The organism is Rathayibacter sp. VKM Ac-2928, from assembly GCF_022815545.1.
GTDB classification, from domain to species: Bacteria; Actinomycetota; Actinomycetes; order Actinomycetales; family Microbacteriaceae; genus Rathayibacter; species Rathayibacter festucae.
Genome location: NZ_JALGRU010000004.1, coordinates 275012 through 288872 on the forward strand (window position 1 = coordinate 275012; position 13861 = coordinate 288872).

Consider the following 13861-nt stretch of genomic DNA (forward strand, 5'->3'; position numbering starts at 1 on the left):
TCACTCCGCAGCGTCACTCCTCTTCGGCGACCGGGTGGAACCAGGGCGGGTAGACCGCGACGCGGGGAGAGGCCCCGCTGTTCTCGAACATCGCCTTGACCTTGTTCTTCATGGTGACCGACGGCACGCCGACGACGGCGATCTCCTCGATCGGGAAGCGGTCCGGCACGAGCGCCTCGGCGCTGCGCAGGGCGGGCTCGTCGACGAGGAGCCGCGCGAAGGTGCGCACGAGCGCGTCGCCCTCGGTGAAGCGGGTGAGCACGTGCGACGCGTCGCCGTCGCTCAGCACGGGCGCGGAGGACAGCGAGCCCACCAGGACGACGAACTGCGACGCGGTGGTGGTGTGCGCGCGGGGCGACCAGTGCGGGAGCACGCGGTCGCCGCGGAGGTCGGCCCAGAGCGCGGCGTCGGGGGAGAGGAAGAACGGGACGTAGCCGGCGACGCTGACGCCGTCCTTGACCTGGACGGCGCGGCGGTGCTCGCGGGTCGTCTCGGCGCTGACGTCGACCGCGGGGCGGCCTTCGAGGTTCTGGTCGGCCAGGACGGCGCCGGCGGCGACGATCGCCTCGAGGTTGTCGAGGTGGGTCACGTGGTAGATGCGCTGCGCGGTGATGTCCACCTGCGGGAGCGGCTTCTCGCGGGCGGTGCCGCGGGCGGCGGCGCGAGCGGTGGCCGCGCGGGACGTGCCGGGCACGCGCACCGGAGCCCGGGTGCGGCCCTGCGGCTCGGGGAGCTTGGCGGGGGAGCAGACGTCGCAGAGAGCGATGTCCAGACCGTGGATGCATTCTTCGGGCACGCGTGTAATCCTTCTGCGCGCGGTCTCGGGATTCCGGCGCAAGGTCGACGTTACGCGACCGCGGCGACCCCGTGCCGTCCCGGCGGTGATCCGCGGACCTCCGACGTGCCCGGCCGCGCATCGCCTGGGAGCGGGCGAGGCGCTGGGGCGGGCCCGCGTAGCGTGGGCCGGATGAAGCGCACACCCCCCGCCGAGGGACAGGAATCCGTCTGGGACTACCCGCGACCGCCCAGGGTCGAGCCGACCGCCGAGCACGTCGTGGTCCGGCTCGGCGGCGTCGTCGTCGCCGACACCCGGGAGGCGTTCCGCGTCCTCGAGACCAGCCACCCGCCCGTCTACTACCTGCCGCGCAGCGCGTTCGCCGACGGCGCGCTCGAGCCCGCCCCCGGTCGCAGCATCTGCGAGTTCAAGGGCGCGGCCTCCTACCTGACGGTGCGCGGCGGCGAGGCCGTCGCCGAGGCGGCCGGCTGGATCTACCCCGAGCCGATGCCGGGCTTCGAGCAGCTCGTCGACACGGTCGCGCTCTACCCGGGGCGGATGGACTCCTGCACCGTCGACGGCGAGACCGTGCAGCCGCAGCCGGGGGACTTCTACGGCGGCTGGATCACCTCCCGCGTGGTCGGACCGTTCAAGGGCGCGCCGGGGACGATGTTCTGGTGACGCTCCGGCGGCTCCGTCGTAACGCCGGGTAACCGCCCGACGCGCCGCCCTCCTCCTCTGCCACGGTGGTGCCCACTGCCGGAGGGCGGGCACGAGGGAGGCGGATCATGGCACGGCACGGGCACGCGAGCGAGGACGGCTGGGGCTTCTCGACCCGGCAGCTGCACGCCGGAGCGGTCGAGGACGCGCTGCACGCGCGGCGCACCCCGATCTACCTCACGGCCGGCTTCAGCTTCGACTCCTTCGACGAGGCGCGCGACCGCTTCGCCGGCGCGGACGGCTACACCTACACGCGGGTCGGCAACCCGACCACCGACGCCGTCGAGCGCCGCCTCGCCGCCCTCGAGGGCGGCGTCGAGGCGCTCCTGGTCGGCAGCGGTCAGGCGGCCGTCTCGGTCGCCCTGCTCGCGCTCGCCTCGGCCGGAGACCACGTGGTCGCCGCCGCGAGCCTCTACGAGGGCACCCGCAACCTCCTGCTGGAGAACCTCGCCCGCCTCGGCGTCGGCGCCACGTTCGTCGAGGACGCCGACGACCCGCTCGCCTGGGCCGCCGCGATCACCCCGCGCACCCGCGCCGTCCTGATCGAGTCGATCCCGAATCCGCGCAACGACGTGGTGGACGTCCGGCTCGTCGCCGAGGTCGCGCACCGCGCCGGTGTCCCCGTCGTCGTCGACAACACCTTCGCGACCCCGTACCTCCTCCGCCCGCTCGAGCACGGGGCCGACATCGTCGTGCACTCGGCGAGCAAGTTCCTGGCCGGGCACGGCGCCGTCATCGCCGGCGTGATCGTGGACGGCGGCCGCTTCGACTGGCGCACGCCGCACTATCCGCACCTCGCCGCCGCGATCGAGCGCGGTGGCGACCCCGAGCGCGCCTTCGCCGACTACGCCCGCCACGTCGTCGCCGGTCGGATGGGGCCGACCGTCTCGCCGCTCACCGCTTTCCTGCTCGAGCAGGGCCTCGAGACGCTGTCGCTGCGGGTCCGCCACCAGTCGCGCAGCGCCCTCGCCGTCGCGCGCTGGCTGGAGGAGCGGCCCGAGGTCGCGAGCGTCGACTACAGCGGACTCGCCTCCAGCCCCTCGCACGCGCTCGCCCGCCGCCTGCTGCCGCGCGGGCAGGGCTCGGTCTTCTCCTTCACGCTGCACGGCGGCGAGGAGGCGGCGCGCCGCTTCTCCGACGCCCTCGGCCTCTTCACCCGGATGACCCACCTCGGCGACGTCCGCTCGCTCGTGCTGCACCCGGCCTCGACCACGCACGTCGGCCGCACCGCCGAGCAGCTCGAGGCCGCGGGGATCGGCCCCGGTCTGCTGCGGCTCTCCATCGGCATCGAGGACGTCGAGGACCTCCTCGCCGACCTCGAGCTCGGGCTGCGCGCCGCGGCCGTCCGGCCGCTCGTGCTGGCGGAGGCGTCGTGAGCCGGCCGCAGCACTTCGCCTGGTTCCTCTCCCGCGGCTTCGGGCCGCAGGCCTGGGGGCAGCCCGGCTGGGAGTGGGACCACTCCTGGACGACGGCGGAGGTCTACCGGCGCAGCGCTCGCGAGCTCGAGCAGGCCGGCTTCGACCTGGTCATCATCGAGGACGCGCTCTCGCTCGGGAACGCCGGCACCCTCGACCTCCGCATCCGCCGCGCCTACGGCGGGCCCAAGCACGACCCGCTGCTGCTCGCGCCGTCGCTCTTCGAGGCGACGCAGCACCTCGGCGTCGCGCCGACCGTCAATCCGATGGCCTACAGCCCGTACCAGGCGGCCCGCCAGTTCGCCACGCTCCAGCACCTCAGCGGCGGGCGCCTCGGCCTGAACGTGGTGACCGACGTCGGCAGCAGCCGGCACTTCGGCCTCGAGCCGCTGCCGCACGACGGCGCCTACGACCGCGCGCACGAGTGGCTCGACTCGCTGCGCGAGCTCTGGCGCAGCTGGGACGACGGCGCGCTGATCCAGGACGAGGCGACCGGCCGTTTCGCCGACGGCGACCGGCTGCACGCCCTGCACCACCGCGGGACGCACTACTCCTTCGACGGCCCGCTGAACGCGCTGCCGTTCGGCACCGGGTCTTCGGCGGGGGCCGCCGCCGGCCCGGGCGAGCCGGTCATCGTCTCGCCCGGCGGCTCGCCGCGCGGCATCGACTTCGCCGGCGCGCAGTCCGAGATCCAGCTGGCCCTCGCCTCGCTCGACACCGCGACGGTCCGCGCCTACCGCGAGCGGGCTCGCGCCGCGGCCGCCGCGCACGGCCGGAACCCCGACGACCTCACGATCCTGTTCGTCTTCAAGCCGATCATCGTCTCGAGCCGGGAGGAGGCGCAGCGCCTCGTCGACGCCTCCGCGCACCCCGACGACGCGGCGCTGCTCACCGCGGCGGCCGCCTGGTCGAGCGACCTCGAGACCGACCTGACCGCGCTGGACCTCGACCGCCCGGTCGACCCGTCGGTCTTCGGCGAGCACGTCTCGCGCGGCAGCATCGCCGGCCTCTACGGCGGTGCCGATGCCGACGCCCCGCTGCGCGCCCTGCTCACCGCCAAGGCGCGGCTCGGGCTGATCGCCGATCGCAGCGGCGTGGTGGGCACCGCGGAGGAGGTCGCCGACTTCGTCCAGGAGCTCGGCGACGACGCGGACAACGACGGCTTCGCGTTCTCCGGTGACTTCCACCCGGTGACGCTGCACCGGATGCTCGACGAGCTGGTGCCGATCCTGCGCCGCCGCGGGATCCTGCGGCGGGAGTACCCCGGGGGCGGTCTGCGCGGGAGCCTCGCGGAGTTCTGAGCGGCTCGGCCCGGTCGGTGTCTCGCTAGGAGTCCGCCGCCGGCTCGGCGATCAGGAGCGCACGGGCCGCCTCGAGACCGGACACCTCGAGCTCCCACTCCGGGCGGCGGAAGGTGTCGGGCGTGACGCGGAACCGGATCTCCTCGACCGCCACTCCGTCGGCGCCGACCGTGCGCTGGGTGCCGTTGGGCTCGTAGCCGAGCCCGGTCGACACCCGGATCGACGCCGTGTTCCACGCCAGCGCGCTGCTCTCCGCCACCTCCGCACCGAGGTGGTCGAAGGCGAGCAGGAGGGCCGCCGCCCGCATCTCCCGGCCGAGACCGCGCCCCTGCGCCGCGCGCGTGAGCCACGAGCCGGAGGAGACGGTGCGCCGCGCCGCGAACTCGTCGGCGAGCAGGTCCTGGCAGCCGATCACCGCGCCGTCCTCGACGATCGCGAAGGCCACGCGCCAGGAGTCCGGCCGCGTCGCTGCACGGAGCGACCACTGGTAGCGGGCGAGATCGGCGGGCAGCTGCTCGGCAGGCACTTCGGCCCAGGCCGCGGGGAACGGCGAGCGGCCGGGCTCGTGGATCCCGGCGACGGCGGCCGCGGCGAGGGCCGGCAGATCGGCGTCGCGGACCGGGTGCAGCTCGAGGCGCGGCGTGCGCAGCACGAGGGAGAAGAGCGGCCAGGCCGCCGAGGAATGGTCCATCCGACGACGCTAGCGAAGCGGCGACGCGCGCGGGGCGCCTGCGGTACCGGTGGTGGGACTCGAACCCACAAGCCCTCTCGGACAGAGCATTTTGAGTGCCCCGCGTCTGCCATTCCGCCACACCGGCTCATCACGAGCCTGTCGAGAATACCGTAGGCTCTTCGGCGTGACAGACCAGGAAACTCCGCAGACCGCACCCCGTCGGGTCGTCGTCGCAGAGGACGAATCGCTCATCCGCATGGACATCGTGGAGATCCTCCGCGACAACGGCTTCGAGGTCGTCGGTGAGGCGGGCGACGGCGAGACGGCCGTGGCCCTCGCCACCGAGCTGCGTCCAGATCTGGTGATCATGGACGTGAAGATGCCCCAGCTCGACGGCATCTCCGCCGCCGAGCGCCTCTCGAAGGCGCACATCGCTCCGGTCGTCCTGCTGACCGCGTTCAGCCAGAAGGAGCTGGTCGAGCGCGCGAGCGAGGCCGGCGCGCTGGCCTACGTGGTCAAGCCGTTCACGCCGAACGACCTGCTGCCGGCGATCGAGATCGCCCTCTCCCGCTACGCCCAGATCCTCACCCTCGAGGCCGAGGTCGCCGACATGGTCGAGCGCTTCGAGACCCGCAAGCTCGTCGACCGCGCCAAGGGCCTGCTCAACGAGAAGATGGGCCTCTCCGAGCCCGAGGCGTTCCGCTGGATCCAGAAGGCGTCGATGGACCGCCGCCTCACCATGCACGACGTCGCCCAGGCGATCATCGAGCAGCTCAGCCCCAAGAAGTAGGGCGGCGGCGGTCCGAGGGCCGCGCCGTCACGGCCAGAGGCGGGTGCGCTCCCACGGGGAGCCGCCCGCCTGCGTCGTTCCCGCGTCCGTCGCCCCCGCAGCGCCCGTCGCGCTGTACAGCAGGCGGGTGTGGTCCTGCTCCGCCCTGGTCGAGCCCTGCCAGAACTCGATCCGCTCGGGCACGACGCGATAGACGGCCCAGTCGCGGTCGAGCGTCGCGGGGGAGCAGGCGACGGCGACGCCGGTCTGCAGCGTCACCAGGTCGAAGTCCTCGGCGCGCTTCATCGGCTCGCTCTGCCGGCCGACCAGCAGTGCCGTGCGCGCGGCCTCCGAGCGCCGCTGGAAGTCCTTCTTCGACTCCTCGGCGGACGCGCGCTCGACGCGGCCCTCCACCCGGACCTGCCGGCCCTGCACCGGCCAGAAGAAGGTCAGCGCGGCGTGCGGGTTCGCCGCCATCGCGCGCCCCTTGGGGCTGGAGGCGTGGGTCGAGAACGCCCAGCCGGCGTCGTCGATGTCGCGCAGCACGAGCACCCGCGCCGAGACGGTCCCGTCGGCGTCGGCGGTCGAGAGCGTCGCGCCGTGGGGGAGGAGCTGGCCGGCGTCCTTCGCCGCCTCCAGCCACTGCCCGAACAGCTCGACGGGATCGGCGGGCGCCGCCTCCACCTCGAAGTCGGGCAGCTCGGACGGCATGGACGGCAGGGAGCGCAGCAGATCGCGGAAGGTCACGCCCCGAGCCTAGGTCGCCCGTCCCGCGGCGGCGGGGGCTTGCGGACCCGTCGCGGCCTCCTCGTCCGGAGCAGCCGGAGCAGCGAACTGCTCCGGCTCTGTCGCGTGACGACCGGCACAGGGCGACAGCGGTTGCACCCGGTCGGATCTCATTGCTATCAATGCCATACCCGAATGGTATTCGAGTGTCGCAGAGGTAACCCGCCTTCTCCGACGAAGACGCCGAGGCATCCGGGTGGAGAGATCATCGTTCGAGTTCGACGAGGCCCAGCGACCGCAGGTGCAAGCTTTCTCGTGCGATGTCGACGCAATGGAGCGCACGATGAAAACACTGACAAGGCCTTCCTCCGTTCTTCTCACCGCTCTCGTCTTCGCGGCCGCTGCGCTCGGGAGCGCCCCTGCGGAGGCGAGTCCACGATCGCTGTCGGAGTCGTCGGCGGCGAGTACCGCCGAGAACGGCAGGGACGCGCTGGACGCCCTGGACGAGCGTGACCTCCTGGCTTCCGGAGCGACGGGACCCGAAGCGGACTTCGTCGCGGACGAGTCCGTGCCCTCGCACGAGGGGATCCACTCGGAAGGAGGGCGTGACCTCGCCTCCGAGGAACTCGACGATGTCGATGGTCTGACGGTGTCCACTCCGCAGGGGTCCCTGTCGCTGGCACCGGTGACGGAATCGACCGGAGAGGAGGTGCAGCCCGGTGTCCTCCTCTACGAGGGCGAGCACGCCGACTACGTGCTCACCAGCTCTGAGAGGGCCGCGGCCGCCGCCGGCTACGTGGTCGTCAAGGGAGCGGAGGCGCCGGAGGAGTACCGCTTCGCGGTCACCGCTGCGGGCGCTGATGCGCACCTCGAGCTCACGAGCGGTGGCAGCATCACCGTCTCCGACTCGCTCGGGAACGTCGTCAACACGATCGCGGAACCGTGGGCGGTCGACGCCGACGGTGCTCCTGTCGACACCTGGTACGAGGTCGACGGCGCCGTCGTCGTCCAGCACGTGCAGCACGCGGGAGCCACCTATCCCGTCGTCGCCGATCCGAGTCTGGAATGCGATGCGGCCTTCTGCACCCTTCTGCTGAGCCGTTCCGACACTCACCGTCTGGCTAGCGAGTCCGGTGCCGTGACGGTCGTGTTGGCCCTCATCTGCGGTGGCGCCAGCTGGGCGTGCGAGCTGGGGGCGGCGGTCGCGATCGATGCCGCCAATCGTGCCGAGGACGAGGGCAAGTGCGTCGGCATCCGTCATCTGCACTATGTGGCGGTGGCTTCGTTCCCCGTCAGCGAGCCCTGCAAGGAGTGATTCCATGAGAAAGACGTCGACGACACCCGAGACACGATGGGGTGCACCTCGATCGAGGCTCGGCTTGATCGTCTTCACGGTGTGCCTGGTGTCGTTCTTCATCATCGGGGCGGTATTCCCCGAGGTACGGCACTCCTCTCCCCTGGTGACGCTTCTCGTCATGGTCCCGCTGCTGGCATTCGTTCCCCGAGCGATTCCGCTGGTCGAGAGATCGTGGCTTCTCGAGCGGACGACGCCCCGAGCGACATCTGCTTCGTACTACTCCCAGGGTGCTGTCGGGCTCGTGGGGGCGACGCTGGCACCCCTCGTCGATTCTCAGGCGCCGATCCTGGTCGCGGCGGGGCTGATGCTCGTCATCGGGTCGGTCGTCGTCGTGACCGTTCCCACCGCGCCCTGAACGGAACGGCCAGCGTGTGAGGTCGCCCGCAAGCGCCCGGGTCGCCCGTCGCGCTTGCGCGGCCGGGGTCGGCGGTGCGGGCACGCCCTAGCGGAGCCCGTCGTCCGCCGGCCCGCGGGCGGCCCGCGCCATTCAGCTCACGTCCGACGACAGGGCGGTACGGCCGAGGCGGGCCGCCGCTAGAACGGACGAGGCACGGGTGCAGGACCCGTCCTCAGACGGGGGAGTCTTTCGTTGCGCCCTGCGAACCGATCACGGGAGTCGACCCGGCGCGCGTCCCGGTCCAGGCTCGGACTGCTGCTCGTCACGGCGACCGTCGTGCTCGAGCTCATGCTGGGCGCCTGCCTGCCGGAGCTGGGGCGGACACCGCCGCTGGTGGTCCTCCCGGTCGTCGTCTCCCTCCTCGCGCTCCTGCCCCGAGCCTTCCCGGCCGTCGAGGACTCGTGGCTGCTGGAGCGCACGGCGGCGCGACCGATGGTCGTCGCGTGCTCGGCGGAGGTGACGGTCGCTCTCGCGGGGGCGCTCCTGGCGGTCGCCGTGGACTCGCCGAAGCCCCTCGTCGCGACGGCGGGCACGGTCCTCGTGCTCGGCTCCGTCGTCGTCGCCGTCGTCCCCGGTGCGGACTGAGCGGAGCGGTCAGCGCGCGTCGCGGAGGATGTTCGTGATGCGGACGGTGCTGAGGCGGCGGCCCTGCTCGTCGCGGACGACGATCTCATGGGTGGTGAGGGTGGAGCCGAGGTGGATGGCGTCGCAGGTGGCGATCACGTGGCCGTGGGTGATCGAGCGGCTGTGGCTCGCGTTCAGCTCGATGCCCATCGCGAGGCGTCCCGCGCCGGCGTGCACGTTCGCGGCGATCGAGCCCATCGACTCGGCGAGGACGACGTGCGCGCCGCCGTGCAGGATGCCGACCGGCTGGCGGTTGCCCTCGACGGGCATCGACGCGACCGAGTGCTCGGGGGTGAGCTCGTGCCAGACGATGCCCATCCGCTCGGCGAGCTCGCCCATGCCGCGCCCGATGTGCGCCTCGAGGTCGAGGGCGGGCGGGCGGACCCAGGGGGCGGCGGTCGCGGCGGCGGGGGCGGATTCGGTCACGGTGCTCCTCGTGCTGGGCCTCCCGGAGGCCCTCCGCCGACGGGCGGGACCGGGCCCGAACCGGTGTCGGAGGCGCTGTGTAGTCTTGCCCTGTGTCAGATCCGGAACAGCCTACCCTCCTGCTCATCGACGGTCATTCGCTCGCGTTCCGGGCGTTCTACGCCCTCCCGGTCGACAGCTTCCAGACCCGCGACGGGCAGCACACGAACGCCATCCACGGCTTCCTGTCGATGCTGATCCTGCTGCTGAAGAACGAGAAGCCGACGCATCTCGGCGTCGCCTTCGACATCTCCCGCTACTCGTTCCGCACCCGCGAGTACCCGGAGTACAAGGGCACCCGCGGCGAGACCCCGCCCGAGTTCAAGGGCCAGGTCCCCCTCCTCGAGGAGGCGCTGCACGCGATGAACATCCGCACCGTCTCGAAGGAGGACTTCGAGGCCGACGACATCCTCGCCACGCTCGCCCGCCAGGGCGCCGAGGCGGGCTTCCGCGTGCTGGTGGTCTCGGGAGACCGCGACACCATCCAGCTGGTCACTCCCGACGTCACCCTGCTCTACCCGTCGACCCAGGGCGTCTCGCAGCTCACCCGCTACGACCGCGACAAGGTCTTCGAGAAGTACGGCGTCGAGCCGCACCAGTACCCCGAGATCGCGGCGCTCGTCGGCGAGACGAGCGACAATCTGCCCGGCGTCGACAAGGTCGGCCCGAAGACGGCCGCCAAGTGGGTCAACCAGTACGGCACCGTCGCCGACATCATCGCCCACGCCGACGAGATCAAGGGCGTCGTCGGCGAGAAGCTGCGTGAGCAGAAGGAGAACGCGCTCCGCAACCGCCGGCTCAACCGCCTGATCACCGACGTCGAGCTGCCGCTCGGCCCGAACGACCTCGACCGCCGTCCGATCGACCCGGACGCGGTCCGCGAGATCTTCAGCCGGCTCGAGTTCAGGACGCTGCAGGAGCGCGTGCTCACGATCGCCGCCGACGAGGGCGTCGAGGGCGCGGCGGAGGCGCTCGCCGGCGACACCGTCGTCACCGCGGCTCCGGCCGTGCGGAACCTGGTCGACGAGGAGCTCGCGCACTGGCTCGCCCGCGTCTCTGCGAACGGCACCGTGCCCGTCGCCGTGCAGGTGCAGCTCGGCGAGGGCGGCCTCGAGGGCATCGGCCTGTCGGTCGAGGCGGAGTCGGCCTTCGTGCCCTGGGCGGCCGGCCGGCCCGACTACACCGCGCTCGAGGAGTGGCTCGCGAGCGACGCCCCCAAGTACTTCGCCGACGCCAAGCCGCAGGTCAAGGCGCTGCGCCGGGCCGGGCTCCCGGTGGCCGGACTCGCCTTCGACACCCGTATCGCGGCATGGCTCCTGCAGCCCACCGGTCACGCGGCGACGCTGCCGGCCCAGGTCCAGCAGTACCTCGACGAGGCGATGATCCAGGGCGACCCGAACCAGCTCGTCCCGACCGCCCCGCCGATCGGCCCCGCGACCGAGGCCTGGTACGCGCACCGCCTGGTCGGCGTGCAGACCGAGCTGCTCGGCGAGGGCATGCTCTCGGTGCTCGTCGACATCGAGCTGCCGATCGTGCAGGTCCTCGCGACGATGGAGCTCACCGGCGTCGCGATCGACGCCGAGGTGCTCGCGCGCCTCCGCGGCGAGCTCACCGCCACCTCCGTCGACCTCGCGAACCGCGCCTTCGCCGAGATCGGGCACGAGATGAACCTCGGCTCGCCCAAGCAGCTGCAGCAGGTCCTCTTCGAGGAGCTGGCGATGCCGCGCACCCGCGCGACGAAGACCGGCTACACGACCGACGCGTCCGCCCTGGCGGACCTGCAGGAGTCGCACCCGCACCCGTTCCTCGGTCTCCTGCTCGAGCACCGCGACGCGACCAAGCTCAAGCAGATCATCGAGACGCTGGAGAAGTCGGTCACCGCCGACGGCAGGATCCACACCAGCTACGACCAGACCGGCACCGCGACCGGGCGGATCTCGTCGAACGACCCGAACCTGCAGAACATCCCGGTCCGCAGCGAGGTCGGCCGCCGCATCCGCACCGCGTTCGTGCACGGCGAGCAGGCGAGCACCCTGATCACCGCCGACTACTCGCAGATCGAGATGCGGATCATGGCGCACCTCTCCGGCGACGCCGGCCTGATCGAGGCCTTCCACAGCGGCGAGGACCTGCACCGCTTCGTCGGCGCGCGGATCTTCGGCGTCGAGCCGTCGGACGTCACCTCGGCGATGCGCAACAAGGTCAAGGCGATGTCCTACGGGCTCGCCTACGGACTGAGCGCCTTCGGCCTCTCCAAGCAGCTGCGCATCTCCAGCAACGAGGCGAAGCAGCTGATGACCGACTACTTCGTTCGCTTCGGCGCGGTCCGCGACTACCTCCGCACGGTCGTCGAGCAGGCGCGGGAGACCGGCTACACCGAGACGATCTTCGGTCGCCGCCGTCCCTTCCCCGACCTCCAGAGCGGCAACCGCGTCCTCCGCGACAACGCGGAGCGCGCCGCGCTGAACTCCCCGATCCAGGGCTCGGCCGCCGACATCATGAAGATCGCGATGATCGGGGTCCAGGCCGACATCGGCGAGAAGGGCCTGGAGTCGCGGATGCTGCTGCAGGTGCACGACGAGCTCATCTTCGACGTGGTCCCCGGCGAGGAGGACGTGCTCGAGGAGGTCGTCCGCGCGCGGATGGCCGGCGCGGTCGATCTCTCCGTCCCGCTCGAGGTGCAGGTCGGCCACGGCTCCGACTGGGACGTCGCGGCGCACTGACGTCGCGCGGCGCCCGCCCGATCGGGACGTTCCGGGCCGCTGGCTAGGCTCGAAGGCATGACCTCCGACATCTCCCGCGCGCCCACCGCCGTCGACCTCGTCGCCGAGCGGTGGGTCGACACCCTCGTCGAGCTCGAGCCCACCCTCGGCACCTCGATCGGCCGCGCCGAGGCGAACCGCCGACTCGGCGACCTGTCGCCGGAGGGCGTGGAGCGGGCGCGGACGGCGACGGCCGCCGCGCTGGCCGAGCTCGAGTCCGCCGTGCCGGTCGACGCCGTCGACGCCGTCACGGTCGCCGACCTCGGCGCCGACCTGCGGCTGTCGCTCGAGGCGCACGCGGCGCAGCTGCCGCTGCGCGATCTGAACGTGATCGCCTCGCCCGCGCAGGAGCTGCGCGACGTCTTCGACCTGATGCCGACCGACTCCGTGAGCGACTGGGAGGACGTGGCGGCGCGGCTCCTCGCGGTCCCGGCCGCGCTCGCCGGCTACGCGGAGACCCTCCGCGCGGGCATCGGCGCGGGAGTGACGCCGGCGCGCCGCCAGGTCGGCCTCGTCGCCGAGCAGGCCGAGACGATCGCCGGCCCACGGGGGTTCTTCGCCGCCCTGGCCGCCGACGCGGCTCCGGCCACCGGATCGCTGCCCGCATCCCTCTCGCTGCGGCTCGAGGAGGGCGCCCGTCGCGCCTCCGCGGCCTACGGCGGCCTGGCCCGGTTCCTCCGCACCGAGCTCGCCCCGGCCGCGACGGAGCAGGACGCGGTGGGCCGCGAGCACTACGCGCTGCAGTCGCGCCGCTTCCTCGGCGCGGTGGTCGACCTCGACGAGACCTACGAGTGGGGGATCGAGGAGCTCGCGCGGATGACCGCCGAGCAGGAGGCGATCGCCCGCGAGATCCTGCCCGGCGCGAGTGTCGCCGAGGCGATCGCGCACCTCGACACCGATCCCGCCCGCACCCTGCACGGCGTCGACGCGCTGCAGCGCTGGATGCAGGAGACCAGCGACCGGGCCGTGAGCGAGCTCGCGGGCACCGCCTTCGACATCCCGGACGAGCTCCGCCGCCTCGAGTGCCGCATCGCGCCGACCCAGGAGGGCGGCATCTACTACACCGGCCCGAGCGACGACTTCTCCCGCCCGGGCCGGATGTGGTGGTCCGTCCCGCCGGGCGTCACCGAGTTCGCCACCTGGCGCGAGCTGACGACCGTCTACCACGAGGGCGTCCCCGGTCACCACCTGCAGGTGGGTCAGGCCGTCTACAACCGCGCGAGCCTCAACACCTGGCGCCGCCAGCTCGCCGGCAGCTCCGGGCACGCCGAGGGTTGGGCCCTCTACGCCGAGCGGCTGATGGAGCGCTTCGGCTACCTGGACGACCCGGCCGACCGCCTCGGGATGCTCGACGGGCAGCGGATGCGCGCCGCCCGCGTCGTCATCGACATCGGCGTGCACCTGCAGAAGCGGATGCCCGGCTCGTCCGACGTCTGGACGGCCGAGTCCGCCCTCGCCTTCCTGCGCGCGAACGTCAACATGGACGACGCCTTCGTCCGCTTCGAGGTCAACCGCTACCTCGGCTGGCCCGGCCAGGCGCCCTCCTACAAGATCGGCCAGCGGATCTGGGAGGAGCTGCGGGACGAGGCGAGCGCGCGCGACGGGGCGGACTTCTCGCTCGCGTCGTTCCACCGTCGCGCCCTCGATCTCGGCGGTGTCGGGCTCGACACCCTCCGCGCGAGCCTCAGCGCCGGGGCCTGACCTCCGCGGGGCGGAGGCCGACCGATGGAATCCGCCAGGACACGCGGAACGGGGCCCTTCGAGATTGCTCTCACCCCGGTCGGTTCGATAGTCTGGAACGTCACCTTCGTGGCGCCGCCGTGCCCACGGTGCGCTGGAGATCCGGGACCACGGTCCGGGCTCTCGAGCTCCTCCCG

General features: G+C 72.5%; 13 protein-coding genes and 1 tRNA gene. 9 read left to right on the forward strand and 5 right to left on the reverse strand.

The window, feature by feature from the left end:
* Window positions 1-13 precede the first annotated feature (13 nt).
* Window positions 14-796, reverse strand: a complete 783-nt coding sequence (locus MT350_RS15805; protein WP_159422559.1) for a DarT ssDNA thymidine ADP-ribosyltransferase family protein — start codon at window positions 794-796, stop codon at window positions 14-16.
* Between the two features lie 171 nt (window positions 797-967).
* On the opposite strand from MT350_RS15805, the gene MT350_RS15810 reads away from it, so the two are divergent.
* The 3 genes from MT350_RS15810 (at window position 968) to MT350_RS15820 (ending at window position 4211) form a co-directional block, all read left to right on the forward strand.
* Window positions 968-1456: a DUF427 domain-containing protein gene (locus tag MT350_RS15810; protein WP_243599962.1), complete on the forward strand. Its 489-nt coding sequence runs from the start codon at window positions 968-970 to the stop codon at window positions 1454-1456.
* A 107-nt stretch (window positions 1457-1563) separates the two neighbouring features.
* A complete protein-coding gene (locus tag MT350_RS15815) occupies window positions 1564-2871 on the forward strand; it encodes an O-acetylhomoserine aminocarboxypropyltransferase/cysteine synthase family protein (protein ID WP_243599963.1) in 1308 nt (435 codons plus the stop codon).
* The gene (locus MT350_RS15820; RefSeq protein WP_243599964.1) at window positions 2868-4211 is read left to right on the forward strand and encodes an NtaA/DmoA family FMN-dependent monooxygenase; all 1344 of its coding nucleotides are present in this window, start codon (window positions 2868-2870) and stop codon (window positions 4209-4211) included. Before MT350_RS15815 ends, MT350_RS15820 begins: the two co-directional genes overlap by 4 nt.
* 25 nt (window positions 4212-4236) lie before the next feature.
* On the opposite strand, the gene MT350_RS15825 is transcribed toward MT350_RS15820, so the two are convergent.
* On the reverse strand, window positions 4237-4902 hold the full coding sequence (locus MT350_RS15825) for a GNAT family N-acetyltransferase (protein ID WP_243599965.1): 666 nt from the start codon (window positions 4900-4902) through the stop codon (window positions 4237-4239).
* A 44-nt stretch (window positions 4903-4946) separates the two neighbouring features.
* Window positions 4947-5029 (reverse strand) — tRNA-Leu (locus MT350_RS15830).
* A gap of 39 nt (window positions 5030-5068) precedes the next feature.
* On the opposite strand from MT350_RS15830, the gene MT350_RS15835 reads away from it, so the two are divergent.
* Window positions 5069-5674 carry an ANTAR domain-containing response regulator gene (locus MT350_RS15835; RefSeq protein ID WP_123446252.1) on the forward strand — a complete coding sequence of 202 codons (606 nt, stop codon included), beginning with the start codon at window positions 5069-5071 and terminating at the stop codon, window positions 5672-5674.
* 27 nt (window positions 5675-5701) lie between these two features.
* Here the strand turns inward: MT350_RS15835 and MT350_RS15840 are convergent, their stop codons facing one another.
* Window positions 5702-6400 carry a pyridoxal 5'-phosphate synthase gene (locus tag MT350_RS15840; protein WP_243599966.1) on the reverse strand — a complete coding sequence of 233 codons (699 nt, stop codon included), beginning with the start codon at window positions 6398-6400 and terminating at the stop codon, window positions 5702-5704.
* A gap of 235 nt (window positions 6401-6635) precedes the next feature.
* On the opposite strand from MT350_RS15840, the gene MT350_RS15845 reads away from it, so the two are divergent.
* The 3 genes from MT350_RS15845 (at window position 6636) to MT350_RS15855 (ending at window position 8718) form a co-directional block, all read left to right on the forward strand.
* Window positions 6636-7694 carry a hypothetical protein gene (locus MT350_RS15845; protein WP_243599967.1) on the forward strand — a complete coding sequence of 353 codons (1059 nt, stop codon included), beginning with the start codon at window positions 6636-6638 and terminating at the stop codon, window positions 7692-7694.
* Window positions 7695-7698: 4 nt separating this feature from the next.
* Window positions 7699-8091: a hypothetical protein gene (locus tag MT350_RS15850; RefSeq protein WP_243599968.1), complete on the forward strand. Its 393-nt coding sequence runs from the start codon at window positions 7699-7701 to the stop codon at window positions 8089-8091.
* A gap of 318 nt (window positions 8092-8409) precedes the next feature.
* Window positions 8410-8718 (forward strand): hypothetical protein, encoded by a 309-nt coding sequence (locus tag MT350_RS15855; protein ID WP_243599969.1) that lies wholly within the window; start codon window positions 8410-8412, stop codon window positions 8716-8718.
* A gap of 9 nt (window positions 8719-8727) precedes the next feature.
* Here the strand turns inward: MT350_RS15855 and MT350_RS15860 are convergent, their stop codons facing one another.
* Window positions 8728-9183: a PaaI family thioesterase gene (locus MT350_RS15860; protein ID WP_374204658.1), complete on the reverse strand. Its 456-nt coding sequence runs from the start codon at window positions 9181-9183 to the stop codon at window positions 8728-8730.
* A gap of 92 nt (window positions 9184-9275) precedes the next feature.
* Here MT350_RS15860 and polA point away from each other — a divergent pair, with 92 nt between their 5' ends.
* Window positions 9276-11945 (forward strand): DNA polymerase I, encoded by a 2670-nt coding sequence (polA, locus tag MT350_RS15865; protein ID WP_243599970.1) that lies wholly within the window; start codon window positions 9276-9278, stop codon window positions 11943-11945.
* A 57-nt stretch (window positions 11946-12002) separates the two neighbouring features.
* A complete protein-coding gene (locus MT350_RS15870; RefSeq protein ID WP_243599971.1) occupies window positions 12003-13685 on the forward strand; it encodes a DUF885 domain-containing protein in 1683 nt (560 codons plus the stop codon).
* Window positions 13686-13861: the final 176 nt, after the last annotated feature.